The 14,280-nt window shown below is 45.9% G+C and carries 14 protein-coding genes; 9 read left to right on the top strand and 5 right to left on the bottom strand.

All coding sequences use genetic code 11. The features are described from left to right. Positions 1 to 36: 36 nt before the first annotated feature. Positions 37 to 1,146, top strand: coding sequence for a trans-sulfuration enzyme family protein (locus GJQ68_RS09665; protein ID WP_162417096.1), 1,110 nt, complete (start codon positions 37 to 39; stop codon positions 1,144 to 1,146). 3 nt (positions 1,147 to 1,149) lie between these two features. Here GJQ68_RS09665 and GJQ68_RS09670 read toward each other — a convergent pair whose 3' ends face one another. The 5 genes from GJQ68_RS09670 to GJQ68_RS09690 form a co-directional block, all read right to left on the bottom strand. Beyond that, positions 1,150 to 1,596 carry a bactofilin family protein gene (locus GJQ68_RS09670; protein WP_162417097.1) on the bottom strand — a complete coding sequence of 149 codons (447 nt, stop codon included), beginning with the start codon at positions 1,594 to 1,596 and terminating at the stop codon, positions 1,150 to 1,152. 142 nt (positions 1,597 to 1,738) lie between these two features. Next, positions 1,739 to 3,277: a YifB family Mg chelatase-like AAA ATPase gene (locus GJQ68_RS09675; RefSeq protein ID WP_162417098.1), complete on the bottom strand. Its 1,539-nt coding sequence runs from the start codon at positions 3,275 to 3,277 to the stop codon at positions 1,739 to 1,741. A 54-nt stretch (positions 3,278 to 3,331) separates the two neighbouring features. Then, positions 3,332 to 3,685 carry a hypothetical protein gene (locus GJQ68_RS09680; RefSeq protein ID WP_162417099.1) on the bottom strand — a complete coding sequence of 118 codons (354 nt, stop codon included), beginning with the start codon at positions 3,683 to 3,685 and terminating at the stop codon, positions 3,332 to 3,334. A 33-nt stretch (positions 3,686 to 3,718) separates the two neighbouring features. Further along, positions 3,719 to 5,551 carry an ABC transporter ATP-binding protein gene (locus tag GJQ68_RS09685; RefSeq protein ID WP_162417100.1) on the bottom strand — a complete coding sequence of 611 codons (1,833 nt, stop codon included), beginning with the start codon at positions 5,549 to 5,551 and terminating at the stop codon, positions 3,719 to 3,721. Between the two features lie 75 nt (positions 5,552 to 5,626). Continuing rightward, complete coding sequence (locus GJQ68_RS09690) at positions 5,627 to 7,297, bottom strand: hypothetical protein (RefSeq protein WP_162417101.1); 1,671 nt, start codon at positions 7,295 to 7,297, stop codon at positions 5,627 to 5,629. A 210-nt stretch (positions 7,298 to 7,507) separates the two neighbouring features. Between GJQ68_RS09690 and GJQ68_RS09695 the strand changes: the two genes are divergently transcribed. From GJQ68_RS09695 to GJQ68_RS09730, 8 genes are all read left to right on the top strand, one after another. After that, positions 7,508 to 7,753, top strand: coding sequence for a type B 50S ribosomal protein L31 (locus tag GJQ68_RS09695; protein WP_162417102.1), 246 nt, complete (start codon positions 7,508 to 7,510; stop codon positions 7,751 to 7,753). Positions 7,754 to 7,825: 72 nt separating this feature from the next. Then, positions 7,826 to 9,028, top strand: a complete 1,203-nt coding sequence (locus tag GJQ68_RS09700) for a putative sugar nucleotidyl transferase (protein WP_162417103.1) — start codon at positions 7,826 to 7,828, stop codon at positions 9,026 to 9,028. A gap of 11 nt (positions 9,029 to 9,039) precedes the next feature. After that, positions 9,040 to 10,182 carry a DNA polymerase III subunit gene (locus tag GJQ68_RS09705; protein WP_162417104.1) on the top strand — a complete coding sequence of 381 codons (1,143 nt, stop codon included), beginning with the start codon at positions 9,040 to 9,042 and terminating at the stop codon, positions 10,180 to 10,182. A 57-nt stretch (positions 10,183 to 10,239) separates the two neighbouring features. Next, the gene (locus GJQ68_RS09710; protein ID WP_162417105.1) at positions 10,240 to 10,689 is read left to right on the top strand and encodes an ATP-dependent zinc protease family protein; all 450 of its coding nucleotides are present in this window, start codon (positions 10,240 to 10,242) and stop codon (positions 10,687 to 10,689) included. Further along, positions 10,686 to 11,594 (top strand): 30S ribosomal protein S6--L-glutamate ligase, encoded by a 909-nt coding sequence (gene rimK / locus GJQ68_RS09715; protein ID WP_162417106.1) that lies wholly within the window; start codon positions 10,686 to 10,688, stop codon positions 11,592 to 11,594. Before GJQ68_RS09710 ends, rimK begins: the two co-directional genes overlap by 4 nt. Continuing rightward, positions 11,594 to 12,526 carry a hydroxymethylbilane synthase gene (hemC, locus tag GJQ68_RS09720; RefSeq protein ID WP_202927909.1) on the top strand — a complete coding sequence of 311 codons (933 nt, stop codon included), beginning with the start codon at positions 11,594 to 11,596 and terminating at the stop codon, positions 12,524 to 12,526. Before rimK ends, hemC begins: the two co-directional genes overlap by 1 nt. Beyond that, on the top strand, positions 12,519 to 13,358 hold the full coding sequence (locus GJQ68_RS09725; RefSeq protein ID WP_162417107.1) for a peptidylprolyl isomerase: 840 nt from the start codon (positions 12,519 to 12,521) through the stop codon (positions 13,356 to 13,358). The genes hemC and GJQ68_RS09725 overlap by 8 nt, the downstream gene beginning before the upstream one ends. Further along, complete coding sequence (locus GJQ68_RS09730) at positions 13,333 to 14,280, top strand: SDR family oxidoreductase (protein ID WP_162417108.1); 948 nt, start codon at positions 13,333 to 13,335, stop codon at positions 14,278 to 14,280. The genes GJQ68_RS09725 and GJQ68_RS09730 overlap by 26 nt, the downstream gene beginning before the upstream one ends.

Here is a 14,280-nt window from a genome sequence, read left to right on the forward strand (position 1 = left end):
GCCTTCGGCCTCACTAAAACCAAACCGTAACTACGAATGAAAACAGAAACCATTGCCATCCACGGTGGAAACGCAGTCACGGATTCCCTGAAGCCGGTCATCCAGCCCATCACACTTTCCTCCACTTTCGAACATCAAGAGGAATCCATGCTTTATGGAAGGCTGGAAAATCCCAACCGAAAATCTCTGGAACGGGTTATGGCGGCACTCGAAAAAGGCCTGGACGCCGCTGCTTTTGCTTCCGGTAATGCTGCTGCCAACGCTGTTTTTCAAGCCTTACCTGCCGGATTTCACATCATCGCCCCCGATGATATGTATCATGGTTTAAAATCCCTGCTAGAGACCGTTTATAAGGGCAAACTTAAAATTGACTTTATAAACCTTACCGATCCGGCACTGGTAGAAAAAGCCATTACTGCCGACACCCGCCTTCTATGGATCGAAAGCCCTTCAAATCCTTTGCTGAAAATTTCAGACATCAATCGCCTTTCCGGTATTGCTCATGCCAGGGGGCTTACTGTGCTAGTAGACAACACCTTTGCCAGCCCGATTTTCCAACAACCCTTGCTGGAAGGAGCCGATATGGTCATGCATAGCAACACGAAATACATCGGTGGCCATAGCGATATTATAGGAGGGATCTTAATTACGGGAGAAATAAATGACTTCTGGAAAGGGATCAAAACCGTTCAAAAACTTGCCGGAGCAGTACCTTCTCCGTTTGACACCTACTTTCTCACGCGTAGTATCAAAACCTTAGCCTATCGCATGCAGGCCCATGCGGCAAATGCCGGAACAATTGCCCGGTTTCTAGTCCAACATCCATCTGTCGAAACGGTTTATTACCCCGGGTTGGAAACACACAGCGGACATGCAGTAGCGCGGTCTCAGATGAAGGGGTTTGGGGGGATGTTATCGTTTGTAATCAAAGGCAATGCCAGGGCTGCAGATCGATTTATTGAAGAGCTACGCTATTTTACCAATGCTACTAGTCTTGGCGGCGTGGAAAGCCTTATCGAAAGGCGATCCAGGATTCAAGGAGTTAGCAAGGGAATTCCCGAGCAACTCATCCGGATGTCGGTAGGGTTGGAAAATGTGAATGATTTATTGGAAGACCTGGAAAAAGGACTGCAAATTTTACAATAGCGACTATTGATTCATTTTTATCAATTCCTGGGTTGATTTTGCCTCATCCCGGTCCTTTTTTGCCGTTCCATTCTCTTTTTGGGACGTGCTTTTTTTGAATTTTGAAAGCGTTACTTCCATATCCGCACCAGCCTCGATTTCTATTTTTTCGGAGTATACCACCCCTTTCATTTTTGCCTCTGCCGAGAACCGGGCCAGCCCCTGTATATGGAGATCTCCAAAAACCTCTCCCATGACACATATCTCCGAACCATGGATATCTCCCAGCACTCTTCCTGAAACACCTACGATCACTTTCTTTTTGGTAATTACATTTCCGGTAATATCCCCTTCAATCCGGATATCACTGGTTGCCTCAATATTCCCCTTTATATTCAAACCAGGGGCAAATACTGATGTTGAGCTAGCCATTTCCATTTCTTCCTGAATTTTTCGTTCCTTGGTCCACATAAAATCAACAACTATTATTTCCGCTATAATCTATTTTTAAGGAGGAGATCGTTAAGATGCAAAGGTTCAGATTACCAAACAAATATACGGAAATGACCTGCGAAATTCCTAACGGCCAGGTCGAAATCAAACGACAGGTAGCTTATCCAGCCCACCCATCCCGGTCCAGACTTCGGTACTGGATTGCTTCGGCCAGGTGCTCAACCTTGATGTCATCGGTACCCGCCAGGTCGGCTATGGTTCTCGAAACTTTCAGAATACGATCATACGCCCTTGCGGATAAGCCCAGCCGCTCCATAGCAGTCTTCAATAAGGTCTTTCCGGCTTGATTTATTTTACAAACCTCCTTTACCGTATGGGAAGGCATCATGGCATTGCAGAAAACCTCCGGACTGTCGGTAAATCGATTAAGTTGCCGTTCCCTGGCCAGCGAAACCCGCTGCCGGATCGACTTACTCGCCTCTGACTTCCCGTCAGAAGTCATTTCCTCAAAATTTACCGGCGTCACTTCCACGTGAAGGTCTATGCGGTCCAGCAACGGGCCACTCACCCGGTTGAGGTATTTCTGTACCACCCCTGGTCCACACACACACTCTTTGTCTGGATGGTTATAATACCCACAGGGGCAGGGATTCATACTGGCTACCAACATAAAATTAGCAGGGAAATCCACCGAAATTTTAGCCCGTGAAATGGTCACCCTTCGTTCCTCCAATGGCTGCCGCATTACTTCCAGTACCGTACGTTTAAATTCCGGCAATTCATCCAAAAACAAAACGCCGTTATGGGAAAGGGATATTTCTCCCGGTTGGGGGTTTCCCCCTCCTCCCACCAGGGCTACATCGCTTATCGTATGGTGAGGGGAGCGAAAAGGCCGCTGTGCCACCAGGGAAGCTTCCGCTCCCAACCTCCCTGCGACGGAATGGATTTTGGTTGTCTCCAGCGCCTCTTGTAAACTTAAGGGAGGCAAAATGGATGGCAATCGTTTCGCTAACATGGTTTTACCAGCACCAGGCGGTCCGATCATAATGACATTGTGCCCGCCCGCAGCGGCTATTTCCATGGCTCGCTTGATATTTTCCTGACCCTGAACGTCCGCAAAGTCAAAGGCATACTCCTCCAGGGAGTTAAAAAATATATTTCGGGTATCGGTTACCAGCGGTGGGATCTCCTGCTTGCCTTCCAAAAAATGAATCGCCTCCTGCAGGGTTTCCACCCCAATGATATCCAGCTTATTTACAATAGCCGCTTCTTTGGCATTCTCCTTCGGCAATATAAATCCCTTGAAGCCTCGTTTTCTTGCTTCAATGGCAATGGGCAACACCCCTTTTATCGTTCGCAATCTCCCATCCAACGAAAGCTCTCCCATGATCACATAGTCCTCCAATGCCGGAAACACTGCCTGTTCGGAGCCTTGCACGATCCCCATGGCAATGGGAAGGTCGTAAGAAGAACCTTCCTTCCGGATATCAGCAGGGGCCAGGTTGATGACCACTTTTTGTCGCGGCATGCGATACCCAAAATACTTCAGGGAGGATTCCACTCGCTGCTGGCTCTCTTTGACGGCACTATCAGGAAGCCCTACCATATAAAAACTGGTGCCCTGGCCTACGTTTACCTCTATGGTGATTAATTTTGCATCTACTCCCGATACTGCACTTCCAAAAGTTTTAGCTACCATATTTCCTATGTGAAATGAAAAAACACAAACTGCCTCATGGTAAAATAGGCCCCACTATTTAAAATTTTCCCTGGGCTTTATAGAAGAAGAATCCTTATCCTCAGGCTGTTCCTCAATTTTCTTATCCATTTGCCCCATTTTCACGCCTCTTTCCAGGTCAAAAACCATGGCTTTCAACTCTTTTTTCTCCTGATCCGTTTTTTTAATCTTGCTTTCCAGGCTACTTGAAAGTGCCCAACCTGCGCCCCAGGTAATCAAATAAAGAACCAAACCGGCAAGAAACCAGGAAACCACTTCTCCTGCCTCAGGACTTCCTCCCCACATCTTGTCATAGGTCAGAAAATAAACCAGTCCAAGCCCGAAAAACAAGGCGGTTAAAAGCTGAAAGATATTATTTACTTTTTTCATAGGAGTTCTTATAGGGTTTGTTAACACAATATACTAAACTGACTGCATTTGGGAAAGTTTCTTGTATAATCCATTCATTTCCATTAATTCCTCGTGGCTGCCACGCTCCACGATCTGCCCTCCATCTATCACCAAAATTTCATCTGCATGCTGGATGGTGCTCAACCGATGGGCAATGACAAGTGAAGTCCGATTGGCCATTAGTTTTGCCAGCGCTTCCTGGACCAATCGTTCCGATTCGGAATCCAGTGCTGAAGTGGCCTCATCCAGGATTAAAATAGCCGGGTTCTTTAAAACAGCTCTGGCAATGCTCAGGCGCTGTCGCTGTCCACCGGATAATTTAGCTCCCCTTTCCCCGATATTCGTTTGATAGCCCTCCTCCAACTTCATGATAAAATCATGTGCATTGGCAATGGTAGCGGCCTTTTCTACCTTCTCCATAGAAACCCCCTCCATCCCAAAAGCGATGTTTTGGTACACCGAATCATTAAAAAGAATGGATTCCTGGGTAACAATCCCCATGTGATGCCGCAGGTCTGAAATTTTCAGATATTTGATGTCTTGCCCGTCAATTTTTATCAATCCCTCTGTAGGATCATAAAACCGGGGCAGCAAATCCGCAAGCGTTGATTTTCCACCTCCTGAAGGACCGACCAGCGCGATGGTCTTTCCCTTTTTAAGTTCAAAATCTATTCCTTTCAATACTGGTGTTTCCTGATAGGCAAAACCCACATTTTGAAACACCACGCCCTCTCTAAACTGCGACAGGGATATGGCATCCGGAGCTTCCTGGATTTCTGGTTTTGCATCGACCACATCAAATATCCGTCTTGCCGAGGCTAAGCCCCGCTGAATACTGCTGAGTGCCCTCGATATTTCCTTCGCCGGATTCAGCACCTGCGTAAATAAAATGATGTAGGCAATGAACTCACTCGCGCTCAGGCTGGACGTGTTGGTTAAAACCAAATTACCTCCGTATAAGAGAATCCCCGCCACGACCGTTACGCCCAAAAATTGGCTGATCGGAGAGGCCAGTTCGTACTTTCGAGCCATGGATACGTTTACCCTGGCATAATAATCCGTCTCTGCCTCAAACTTCTGGTGAACAAATTTCCGGGCACCAAAGGCCTTTACCACCCGCATACCTCCAATGGTTTCGTCCAGAATATTGACGATTCTTCCCAGGGATTCCTGACTCTGCACGGCCGATTTTTTCAATCGTTTGGTTACATAACCAATGATTGCTCCGGAAACAGGAATCAGCAGGATGGTAAACAAGGTCAGTTGCACGGACATGAAAAATAATACGGCAAAATAGAGAATGACCGTTACGGGTTCCTTGAATACCACTCTCAGCGACTGCACAATGCTGTTTTCTACTTCCTGAATATCATTGGTCATCTTAGAAATGAGGTCTCCTTTCCTTTCCGTAGAAAAATACCCCAGGTGCATTCGGCTAACTGCAGTGAATATCCGAACGCGCATTCCCTGGATGATATCGGCTCTTACTTTGGCTAAAACCACGCCCGACAGGTAAGCAAAAAGGTTGCTCAGAAATACGGATACGACGATTATTACACATACGTATACCAGGGTGCCGAATTTGCCATAAGCGTTGGCTATCTCCAGGAAAAAATGGTTAAACAGGTGCATAAAATAATGAATGGAAAAGGAAAATTCCGGCTTTTCACTGTAGGCCTGCAACTCTTCCGGCCCCACTTGCTCAAAAATGACATCAAAAAGAGGCTTTAGCAGGGTGAAATTCAGCAGCCCAAATACAATCGCCAGAAACGCATATGCCACATATTGAGGGAAATACCGCCTGTAAGGTCGGGCATAGGCAAGTATACGCAGATAAGTTTCCATAAAAGCTTATTTCAATAAAGGGCGCAATTTACAATTTTTTACCGGGTATAGGACCTAGGGTATCTTCTACGCTTCCTAAAAATGTGGATCAAACCGGCTCCTATTCCATCGCAGAGCCAACTGGGAAAATACCGCATCTGAAGCAGGAAACACCCCCCCTGAATCCTGACGCAACGTTTGAGACAAATCCAGAAACAGATTGTGGCGAAGCATGTAGGAAGCCCTAAGGGTATACATGCGAGTATGCGTTTTCTCTCCTTGTCCAATGACATTTCCAAACAGGGAGGTACTATTGTCAAGTCTGCTTTTTAAAATATCTCCTCCGTAATTATCCGCAGGTGCCGGATCCTTTCCTTGCATCTGGAAGAGAAAAGTTCCGTTCACACTGAGTCTGGGCAAGGGCCGGTACCGGCCCAGTAGGATCAACTCCCGGAAATTGGCTCCCTGTGGATGAGTAAGGGGAATCCGGTAGTTGGTATATGACTGGTAATCAAACTTTTCCTGAAACGTATACGGTCGGGCCTGATTGTACTCCAGCTGCACATCCAGATTATCAATGCCCGCTACCGATACGTAGTTTAACCCAAGTTGGAATCCATGCTTGTTCCGGCTGGACCCCTTACCTGAAATACCGAAAAACTCATTAAAAACAAACTCGTCCAAAACAAATTGTCCATAGAGCTGCCATCCGTTAGCCGGATGCCATTTGAAATCCGTACCGACCATGACCTTATCCGGGGTGCCTAACTGATGCTCCACCCAGCGGTAAAAAATCAAGGGATTGAGGTAATTCCAATCCATCTGGTTGGCCATTACCGACTCGAATATACCCAGGTTAAATTTCTGGCTCAGATTAACTCCCAACCGGTGAAAGGAAAACCATTTTTGGGGGTACCGGCCATCTGTCGGGAAACCACCGGCGGTGAGGATATCTGCGGTAAGCTGCCCCCAGAGATTAGTGAAATTCACAGGGCCTATTTGGGTATTCAGTTTTAAAAAAACAAAGGGATTTGAAAAATCTGAAAGCACAAAAGAGCGGAACCCCTGTCCTATAAAATGGCTATCATGCCCAAAATGAACCTGAATATGCCGGGTGGCATTGAAATTAACCTGGCCCCGCGCCGAAAAAAAGCTATAGCCATTATCCCCGTACCGTTTCCAAAATCCCTGTTCGGGTATCGCCCCGTGTTGCTGAACGTATCGCTTGATCCAGGAAGGAAAAACCAAATCAGTGGTCGTAAGCAGGGTCTGAAATCCAATTTTTTTGTCAATGCTTCCTCTGACGGTGACCCCTCGGGTATTGCGGAATCGCAGATCATCCTCCCCTTGCTCTATTCCCCCCTGAAAATAAATCACCGGATTGATATGAACATCCCATGCATCATCTTTGTAGGAGTAAAAATCTGCAGGTCGCTGGTAAATTTTACGCCTTTCATTTTGTGGAGCGTAAGTAAGGGTATCTGAGGTATACTCCCAGCTATCCTGTAGCAGGTAAGAAATGGTAAAGGCATCAACTGAGCTTAGGGATCCGGCTGAATCCTGGTATTTTTGCAAAAAGTCCACTACCTCCTTTCTGTGGAAGGGCTTTACTCCGGTATGGAATTCTTTAGCAAAAAACCCCTGTTTGATTTCCAGGCGTTCGATAAGTTGATAATAATCCCGATCATAAGGCAGCAAGGGACTTTGGGCCTGAATTGCTGGCAATTGGAAAAATGCGAGGAAAAAACTAAAAAAAAGCACTCTCATAAAAGTAATCGTTTGGTTTACTACCTGGTTTCGACGGACAAAATCCTTCAAATCGAGCTCCCTCACAAGCAACTGATTAGCTGAATGGTTCGGTTTTGGCTTAAAATTAAGGAAGTATTTTATATTTGAAAGAGAATGTTTTGGAGAAAATTATAAAAAGGGGTAAATTTGTGCCTCAATTTGAAGAAGAAGAAAATAACAGGCTATACAATGAAAAAAGAAATTCATCCCAATTACAGAGAAGTAGTATTTCTTGATACTTCCAGCGATTATAAATTCATGACCAAATCCACCATCGAGACCGGTGAAACCATCACCTGGGAAGATGGCAACGATTATCCTCTGGTAAAAGTAGAGGTAAGTTCTGCTTCGCATCCTTTTTACACTGGTAAGAAAATGTTGCTGGATACTGCCGGACGGGTGGAGAAATTCAACAGAAGGTACAAGAAAAAATAATTATTTCAGGATATCGCCTGAGAATAAGTCTATCGGAAGCTTTATTCCGGTAGACTTTTTTATTTTTGTGGTATGGATCATATCATGTTGTTTGATGACCCCAGAAGCAGGGGCAATCTTTTGCCTTTTACTTTTACCCGACCGGTAGCGGACCTTCGGATTGGGATTTTAAAAATCAGCGAAAAGTGGCAACACCATTTGCAGGCAAAACAGGTAGGACACTTCACACAGGATTATTTGCAAACTAAATTTCCTGCCTTGACGGTTCCCTCCCTTTACCTAAACGGAGCCGTATGTCCCGATGAGGATTTGTTGGCCGCCGTGGTTGAGCTTAAAAACAACGAATCCCTCTGGCAACAGGACACCCTATTGGCGACCTATCTGGAAAAACCCGAGCAATTTCAGCCGGATCACCTGCCGAATAAGAAAAAAGTGCTTTTTGAGAAGGACGTTCGGGTGATCACCCGGAACTGGCATATTTTTCAATTCAATGGCAGTGAAATTCAGAAGGATTTTGACTTACTGACTAAAAGGCGGGTTTCCTGGGGAACAGACGACCCCCATACGCACCTCTATAACGAGCCCAATATCTTCATTGAAAAAGGAGCAAAGGTCAGGGCATCCGTTCTCAATGCCAGCAATGGCCCCATCTACATTGGAAAAAATGCTCAAATAATGGAAGGTTGTCTGATCCGGGGACCTTTCGCCCTAGGAGAGGGTGCTACGTTAAGCATGGGAGCCAAGATTCGGGAAAATACGACGGTAGGCCCTAAATGTAAAGTGGGTGGAGAGGTATCCAATGTAGTCTTCATGGGGCATAGCAACAAGGCCCACGATGGTTATATGGGCAATAGTGTGGTGGGAGAATGGTGTAATTTCGGTGCCAATACCGTCGTTTCAAACCTTAAAAACAATCACATGCCTGTCAAAGTATGGGATTATACCAAAGGTGGATTCGCCGACACAGGACTCCAGTTTTGTGGGTCCATGATAGCGGACCATGTTAAATTGGGTATTGGCACTACGCTGAACACCGGAACAATCATCGGGGTCGGAGCCAATTTATTTGGGGAGGGATTTCCCAGAAAGTTTGTTTCCTCCTTTGCCTGGGGAGGGTCCGCGGGCTTCAGCACATTCAAACTGATGCGGTTTGAGGAGACCGCGCAAAAAGCCATGGCATTTAAAGGAATGGAGTTTGATGAAAGCGAGCGATCCATCCTACAGCGGGTATTTGAACTTACCCGGCCTTACCGCATCTGGGACAAAGAATTTTAACTCAAAAAACCATGCTTTTTTCTTCGATTCCGGGACTTGGAGACACCAAGGAAAAACTCATCAATGCTATCAGAAATGATCACCTGGCCCATGCCTTATTATTTCACGGAAAAGAGGGCAGTGCCAATCTCTCCCTTGCATTGGCTCTTGCTACCTATATCAACTGCCAAGATCCGGGGGAATCCGATGCCTGCGGGAAGTGCCCCTCTTGCCTGAAAATGGAGAAATTGATTCATCCAGATGTCAATTTTGCGATCCCCCTTCCCGCTCCTCCCCAAAAAAAGGGCAAGGAAAAGGAAGAAAGCGAAGACAAGAAAGTCGACTATCTGGCTTCCTGGCGATCCTTTGTTCGTGAAAAAACCTATGGAAATTTCCAGGATTGGAATGCCCATTTGGGAATAAACAAGCCACTGAGTATTTCTAAGAGCACTGCTAAGGAAATTGTAAAAACCCTCTCTTTAAAATCATTCGAAGGGGGGTATAAAATGATGCTCATTTGGGCTCCGGAAACCATGAATTTATCTTCGGCAAATGCTTTGCTGAAAATTCTAGAGGAACCCCCAGCCAAAACCCTGTTTTTGATGATCAGTCAGCAACATGAAAACCTGCTGACAACCATCCTTTCCCGGACCCAGAAAATTCATGTAAGAAATTTCTCGGACGAGGAAATACAGCATTTCCTGGTAGAATCAGGCTTGTCAAACACCGTAGCTGCTCAACAAATTGCCCCGCTGGCAGATGGCAACATGCGCGAGGCGCTCTTGCTCTCCCAAAATGTGGAAGACAAGAACACCCTCCTATTCAGAGATTGGTTACGGGATTGCTATTCGGTGGATATTTCTTCGTTACTGCGGTTTTCAGAGCAAGTCAGTGCGTCCGGAAAAGAAGCCCAAAAATCGCTTATTTTGACGGGAGTAAATGTAATCAGAGAATCACTCCTAAACCGCGCCCAGTTACCGGACCTGATGCGAACCAATGATACGGACCGGGAGTTTATTGTGAAATTCAGCAGTACGGTTCTCAATGATGAAAAATTAACTAAAATCTACACCCTATTGAATGAGGCCCATTACCATTTGGAAAGAAATGCCAATTCAAAAATCCTGTTTTTAGACCTGGCATTTTCCCTCGCCAAAATAATCAAGTCTGCTTAAGGTAGAATCCACCGGGAAAAGTCTGGATTACCTGTGGAAAGGGTTATCTTTGAAGCAATGGAAAAATCAATAATTGGGAGAAAAGAAACGGTCCGGTTACCAGATTGGGAAATCGATAAAATCACTGCCAAGGTAGACACGGGAGCATACAATTGCACGATTCATGCCTCGGCAGTAAAGGAAATTCAGGAGCAGGGGCAAAACCTACTTGAGTTTATATTACTAGCCCCCGCTGCCCCAGGCTACACAGGAAAAACGATTCATGCCTCCAAATACAAAGTCAAGAAAGTAAAAAACTCCTTCGGTCAAATGGAAAAGCGCTATCTGGTCCTGACCACCCTTTCCTTGGGAGCCCGAACTTTTTCTGCTGCTTTTACCCTATCGGACCGCTCTAAAATGAAACATGCGGTATTACTCGGTAGAAAAATACTGAAGGGCAGGTTTTTGGTCGATGTGGAAAAAACATTTTTGGCCGGAGCACCCATTATTAAAGAAAAACAAACATGAAAATAGCAGTACTATCCCGAAACACCCAGTTGTACTCCACCAAACGGCTGGTCCAGGCCATTCGGGAAGCGGGGCATGAAGCCGCGGTAATCGATCACTCCGCCTGTGACCTGATCATTGAGCAAAACGGCCCATACATTCTGTACAAAGGTGAAAAGCTTACCGGGATCGATGCCATCATCCCCCGAATAGGAGCATCCGTCACTTTCTACGGAACAGCGGTGGTCCGGCAATTTGAATTAATGGGCGTTTTCTCAGCCGTAGAATCCCAGGCCATTGTACGGAGCAGGGATAAGTTAAGATCCCTGCAGATACTTTCCCGTGAAGGTTTGGGAATGCCCAAAACGGCCTTCACCAATTTTTCCAAAGGGGGCGAAAAACAACTGGTGGAAATGGTGGGCGGTGCACCCCTTATCATCAAGCTACTGGAAGGAACCCAGGGATTGGGAGTCGTTCTGGCCGAGACCAAAAAGGCGGGACAATCTGTCATTGAAGCTTTTCATGGACTCAAGGCCCGGATTATTGTGCAGGAATTCATCAAAGAAGCCAAAGGAGCGGATATACGTGCATTTATAGTGAATAACCGGGTCGTAGGTGCCATGAAGCGTCAGGGAGCGGAGGGGGAATTCCGATCCAATCTGCACCGGGGAGGAAAAGCAGAAGTAATTCGCCTCAGCAAAGCAGAAAGAACCGCCGCATTGAACGCCGCCAAAGCCCTGGGGCTATCCGTGGCCGGTGTGGACATGCTTCAATCAGACAGAGGCCCGCTAATATTGGAAGTCAATAGCTCGCCGGGTCTGGAAGGTATTGAAAAAGCAACCGGTATCGATATCGCAGGGAAAATTATTTCCTTCATCGAAACCTCCGTGGAGAAAAATTCCAGTAAACGAAAAACCGATCAATAATGAAACCCATTCGAATAGGAACGAGGGGTAGCAAGCTGGCCCTTTTTCAAGCGCACCATGTGGCTGATTTACTCCGTCAAAAGGGCCTTGCAACGGAAATTGTTATCATTGAAACCAAAGGAGATCAGGTCCTGGACGTGGCCATTTCCAAAATAGGCAGCAAAGGCGTCTTCACCGAAGAACTGGAAAATCAGCTGGCGGAAAACAAGATTGACATTGCAGTCCATAGTGCCAAAGACCTGCCCTCCCGCCTACCGGAAGGGTTTGACGTCATCGCTTTTACAGAAAGGGAAAAGGCAAACGACGTGATTCTCAGCCATAAAGAATTGCCCGATCTGGACAGCAAAGAACCGTTGCTGTTAGGCACCTCCTCTACGCGAAGAATCGCCACGCTCCGGTACTACTACCCTCATGTACGCACTACCGATATACGGGGAAATTTACAAACCCGTATAGCTAAAATGGAAAATGGTGTCTGTGACGGTCTGTTATTGGCCTACGCCGGTGTGCACCGCATGGGGTACGATGCCCTCATCCGGTCTGACCTGTCATTGGATCAATTTATTCCCGCAGTAGGACAAGGATGTATAGGAGTGGAGGCACACCAAAGCCTGACTCCTAAAATAAAAACGGCCATTTATGAAGCGGTGAATCATACTGCTACCGCCTTTTGCCTACAGGCCGAAAGGAGCTTTTTACGGGTATTGGAAGGAGGCTGCAGTATCCCTGCCTTTGCCCTGGCGGTCTGGGAAGGTTCCACCCTGCATATAAAAGGGGGACTATTACAGCTTGAAGGAAAAGAAAGGCTGTACGATTCGTTTCAAGGCAGCGAAAAGGATGCCGTTTCGATGGGGATTCAATTGGCCGAAAGCATTTTGGCAAAAGGTGGCGATAAATTGCTAAAAGAAATCAAACAGCAACTCCATGAATAAATCCCTACTCATTTTGGCTTTTAGCTTGCTTCTGGCTAGTTCCTGTGCGAGTGAAAAGGATTACCTGGTGACCATATCCACCGAATACGGAACCATGTATGCGATCCTCTACGATGAGACTCCTGCACATAAGGAAAATTTTCTTGATCTAGCTCGTTCGGGAAGGTACGATTCCACTCAATTTCATCGGGTAATCAATGATTTTATGATTCAGGGCGGAGACGTATTCACTCAGGAGGGATTGCCTCCGGATGATTGGTATACCTTACCAGCGGAACTCAACCCTTCACTCATCCATGAAAAAGGGAGTATTGCAGCTGCCCGGCAGGGAGACCGCATGAATCCGGAAAAAAGGTCCAGTGGTTGTCAGTTTTACCTGGTGGACGGAAAGGTTTACAGCGAAGAGGAACTGACCACTGACATTCCCAAACTTCAAAAGGCCTTTACTCAGTATTTGCAGCTAGATAGTAACGTGGAGTTGCGTGAGAACTACCGTCGATTATACCAAAATCAGGAAATTGACAGTTTAAATGCCCTAATGCTTTCAAAAAAAGTAGTGCTGGAACAATTTTTTAATGTAAATTTGGAGTTAGACAAACGAAAAAATCAGGTAGAAGCTTACACTACCGTTGGTGGCACTCCTCATCTGGATGACGGCTACACGGTCTTTGGGAAAGTAATCAAAGGGCTGGAAATAATGGAAAAAATTTCCGGGCTAGAAACAGCCCCTAATGACAAACCGATTACTCCTGTATATATGGATGTAAACGTTGAAATGGTTTCGAAGAAAAAAATTACCAGAGAATATGGATATAAATATCCTGAAGAGTGAAAAACCAAAGGTATTAATTACCGGAGCAAACGGATTGTTAGGGCAGAAAATTGTCAAAAAAATCCTGATTGACGGGAAATACGATGCTATCGCCACAGGTAGGGGTCCCTGCCGACTACCGAGTGAATGGGAAGGTTACGATTTTGAACAGATGGACATTACCAATAAAAAAGAGGTAATGGAGGTTTTTAAGATTTATGCTCCTCAGTATGTCATTCATGCCGCTTCCATGACGGACGTAGATCGCTGTGAGGTTAATCGCCACAGTTGTTTTGAACAAAACGTGACAGGTACCCAACATATTATTGAAGGAAGTAAGGCCTGTAAATCCCATTTAATATTCCTTTCTACGGACTTCATTTTTGATGGTAAAAACGGGCCTTATGACGAGGAAGACCAACCGAACCCTCTAAATTACTACGGAAAGACCAAGCTGGAAACCGAAAAACTGGTCCAAAACTATCCTTACAAATGGTCCATAGTCCGGACCAATCTGGTGTATGGTACGGCGCACGACATGAGCCGGTCCAATATTATTTTATGGGTAAAGAAAGGACTTGAACAACATAAAGTATTAGAATTAGTGGACGATCAATTCAGAACGCCTACGCTGGCGGAAGATCTCGCCGAAGGATGCCTACTAATGGCTGATAAAGGTGCCACAGGTATTTTTAACATATCCGGAGAAGAATTGCTCACCCCTTACGACATGGCGCTGATGACGGCGATGTTTTTTGGTTTGGATCTGGAGGGCATACAAAAAACAGACTCCTCCCATTTCGGCCAGGTGGCAGCCAGACCACTTCGTACCGGCCTGATCATTACCAAAGCAAAAGATATTCTGGGATTTCAGCCCAAAAGTTTTGAAGATGGAATTGGTATTCTGGCAAAACAAATTAAATTAGCCGATTACAAAACCTGA

The sequence above is a fragment of the Cyclobacterium roseum genome, from assembly GCF_010119225.1.
GTDB classification, from domain to species: domain Bacteria; phylum Bacteroidota; class Bacteroidia; order Cytophagales; family Cyclobacteriaceae; genus Cyclobacterium; species Cyclobacterium roseum.

Bases quoted from the DNA above. Each gene is read 5' to 3' on its own strand.
- GJQ68_RS09705 (WP_162417104.1), top strand. From the start codon at position 9,040: ATGCTTTTTTCTTCGATTCCGGGACTTGGAGACACCAAGGAAAAACTC.
- GJQ68_RS09695 (WP_162417102.1), top strand. From the start codon at position 7,508: ATGAAAAAAGAAATTCATCCCAATTACAGAGAAGTAGTATTTCTTGAT.
- GJQ68_RS09700 (WP_162417103.1), top strand. From the start codon at position 7,826: ATGGATCATATCATGTTGTTTGATGACCCCAGAAGCAGGGGCAATCTT.
- GJQ68_RS09685 (WP_162417100.1), bottom strand. From the start codon at position 5,551: ATGGAAACTTATCTGCGTATACTTGCCTATGCCCGACCTTACAGGCGG.
- GJQ68_RS09665 (WP_162417096.1), top strand. From the start codon at position 37: ATGAAAACAGAAACCATTGCCATCCACGGTGGAAACGCAGTCACGGAT.
- GJQ68_RS09690 (WP_162417101.1), bottom strand. From the start codon at position 7,297: ATGAGAGTGCTTTTTTTTAGTTTTTTCCTCGCATTTTTCCAATTGCCA.
- GJQ68_RS09730 (WP_162417108.1), top strand. From the start codon at position 13,333: ATGGATATAAATATCCTGAAGAGTGAAAAACCAAAGGTATTAATTACC.
- GJQ68_RS09710 (WP_162417105.1), top strand. From the start codon at position 10,240: ATGGAAAAATCAATAATTGGGAGAAAAGAAACGGTCCGGTTACCAGAT.
- GJQ68_RS09670 (WP_162417097.1), bottom strand. From the start codon at position 1,596: ATGTGGACCAAGGAACGAAAAATTCAGGAAGAAATGGAAATGGCTAGC.
- GJQ68_RS09675 (WP_162417098.1), bottom strand. From the start codon at position 3,277: ATGGTAGCTAAAACTTTTGGAAGTGCAGTATCGGGAGTAGATGCAAAA.
- GJQ68_RS09725 (WP_162417107.1), top strand. From the start codon at position 12,519: ATGAATAAATCCCTACTCATTTTGGCTTTTAGCTTGCTTCTGGCTAGT.
- hemC (WP_202927909.1), top strand. From the start codon at position 11,594: ATGAAACCCATTCGAATAGGAACGAGGGGTAGCAAGCTGGCCCTTTTT.
- GJQ68_RS09680 (WP_162417099.1), bottom strand. From the start codon at position 3,685: ATGAAAAAAGTAAATAATATCTTTCAGCTTTTAACCGCCTTGTTTTTC.
- rimK (WP_162417106.1), top strand. From the start codon at position 10,686: ATGAAAATAGCAGTACTATCCCGAAACACCCAGTTGTACTCCACCAAA.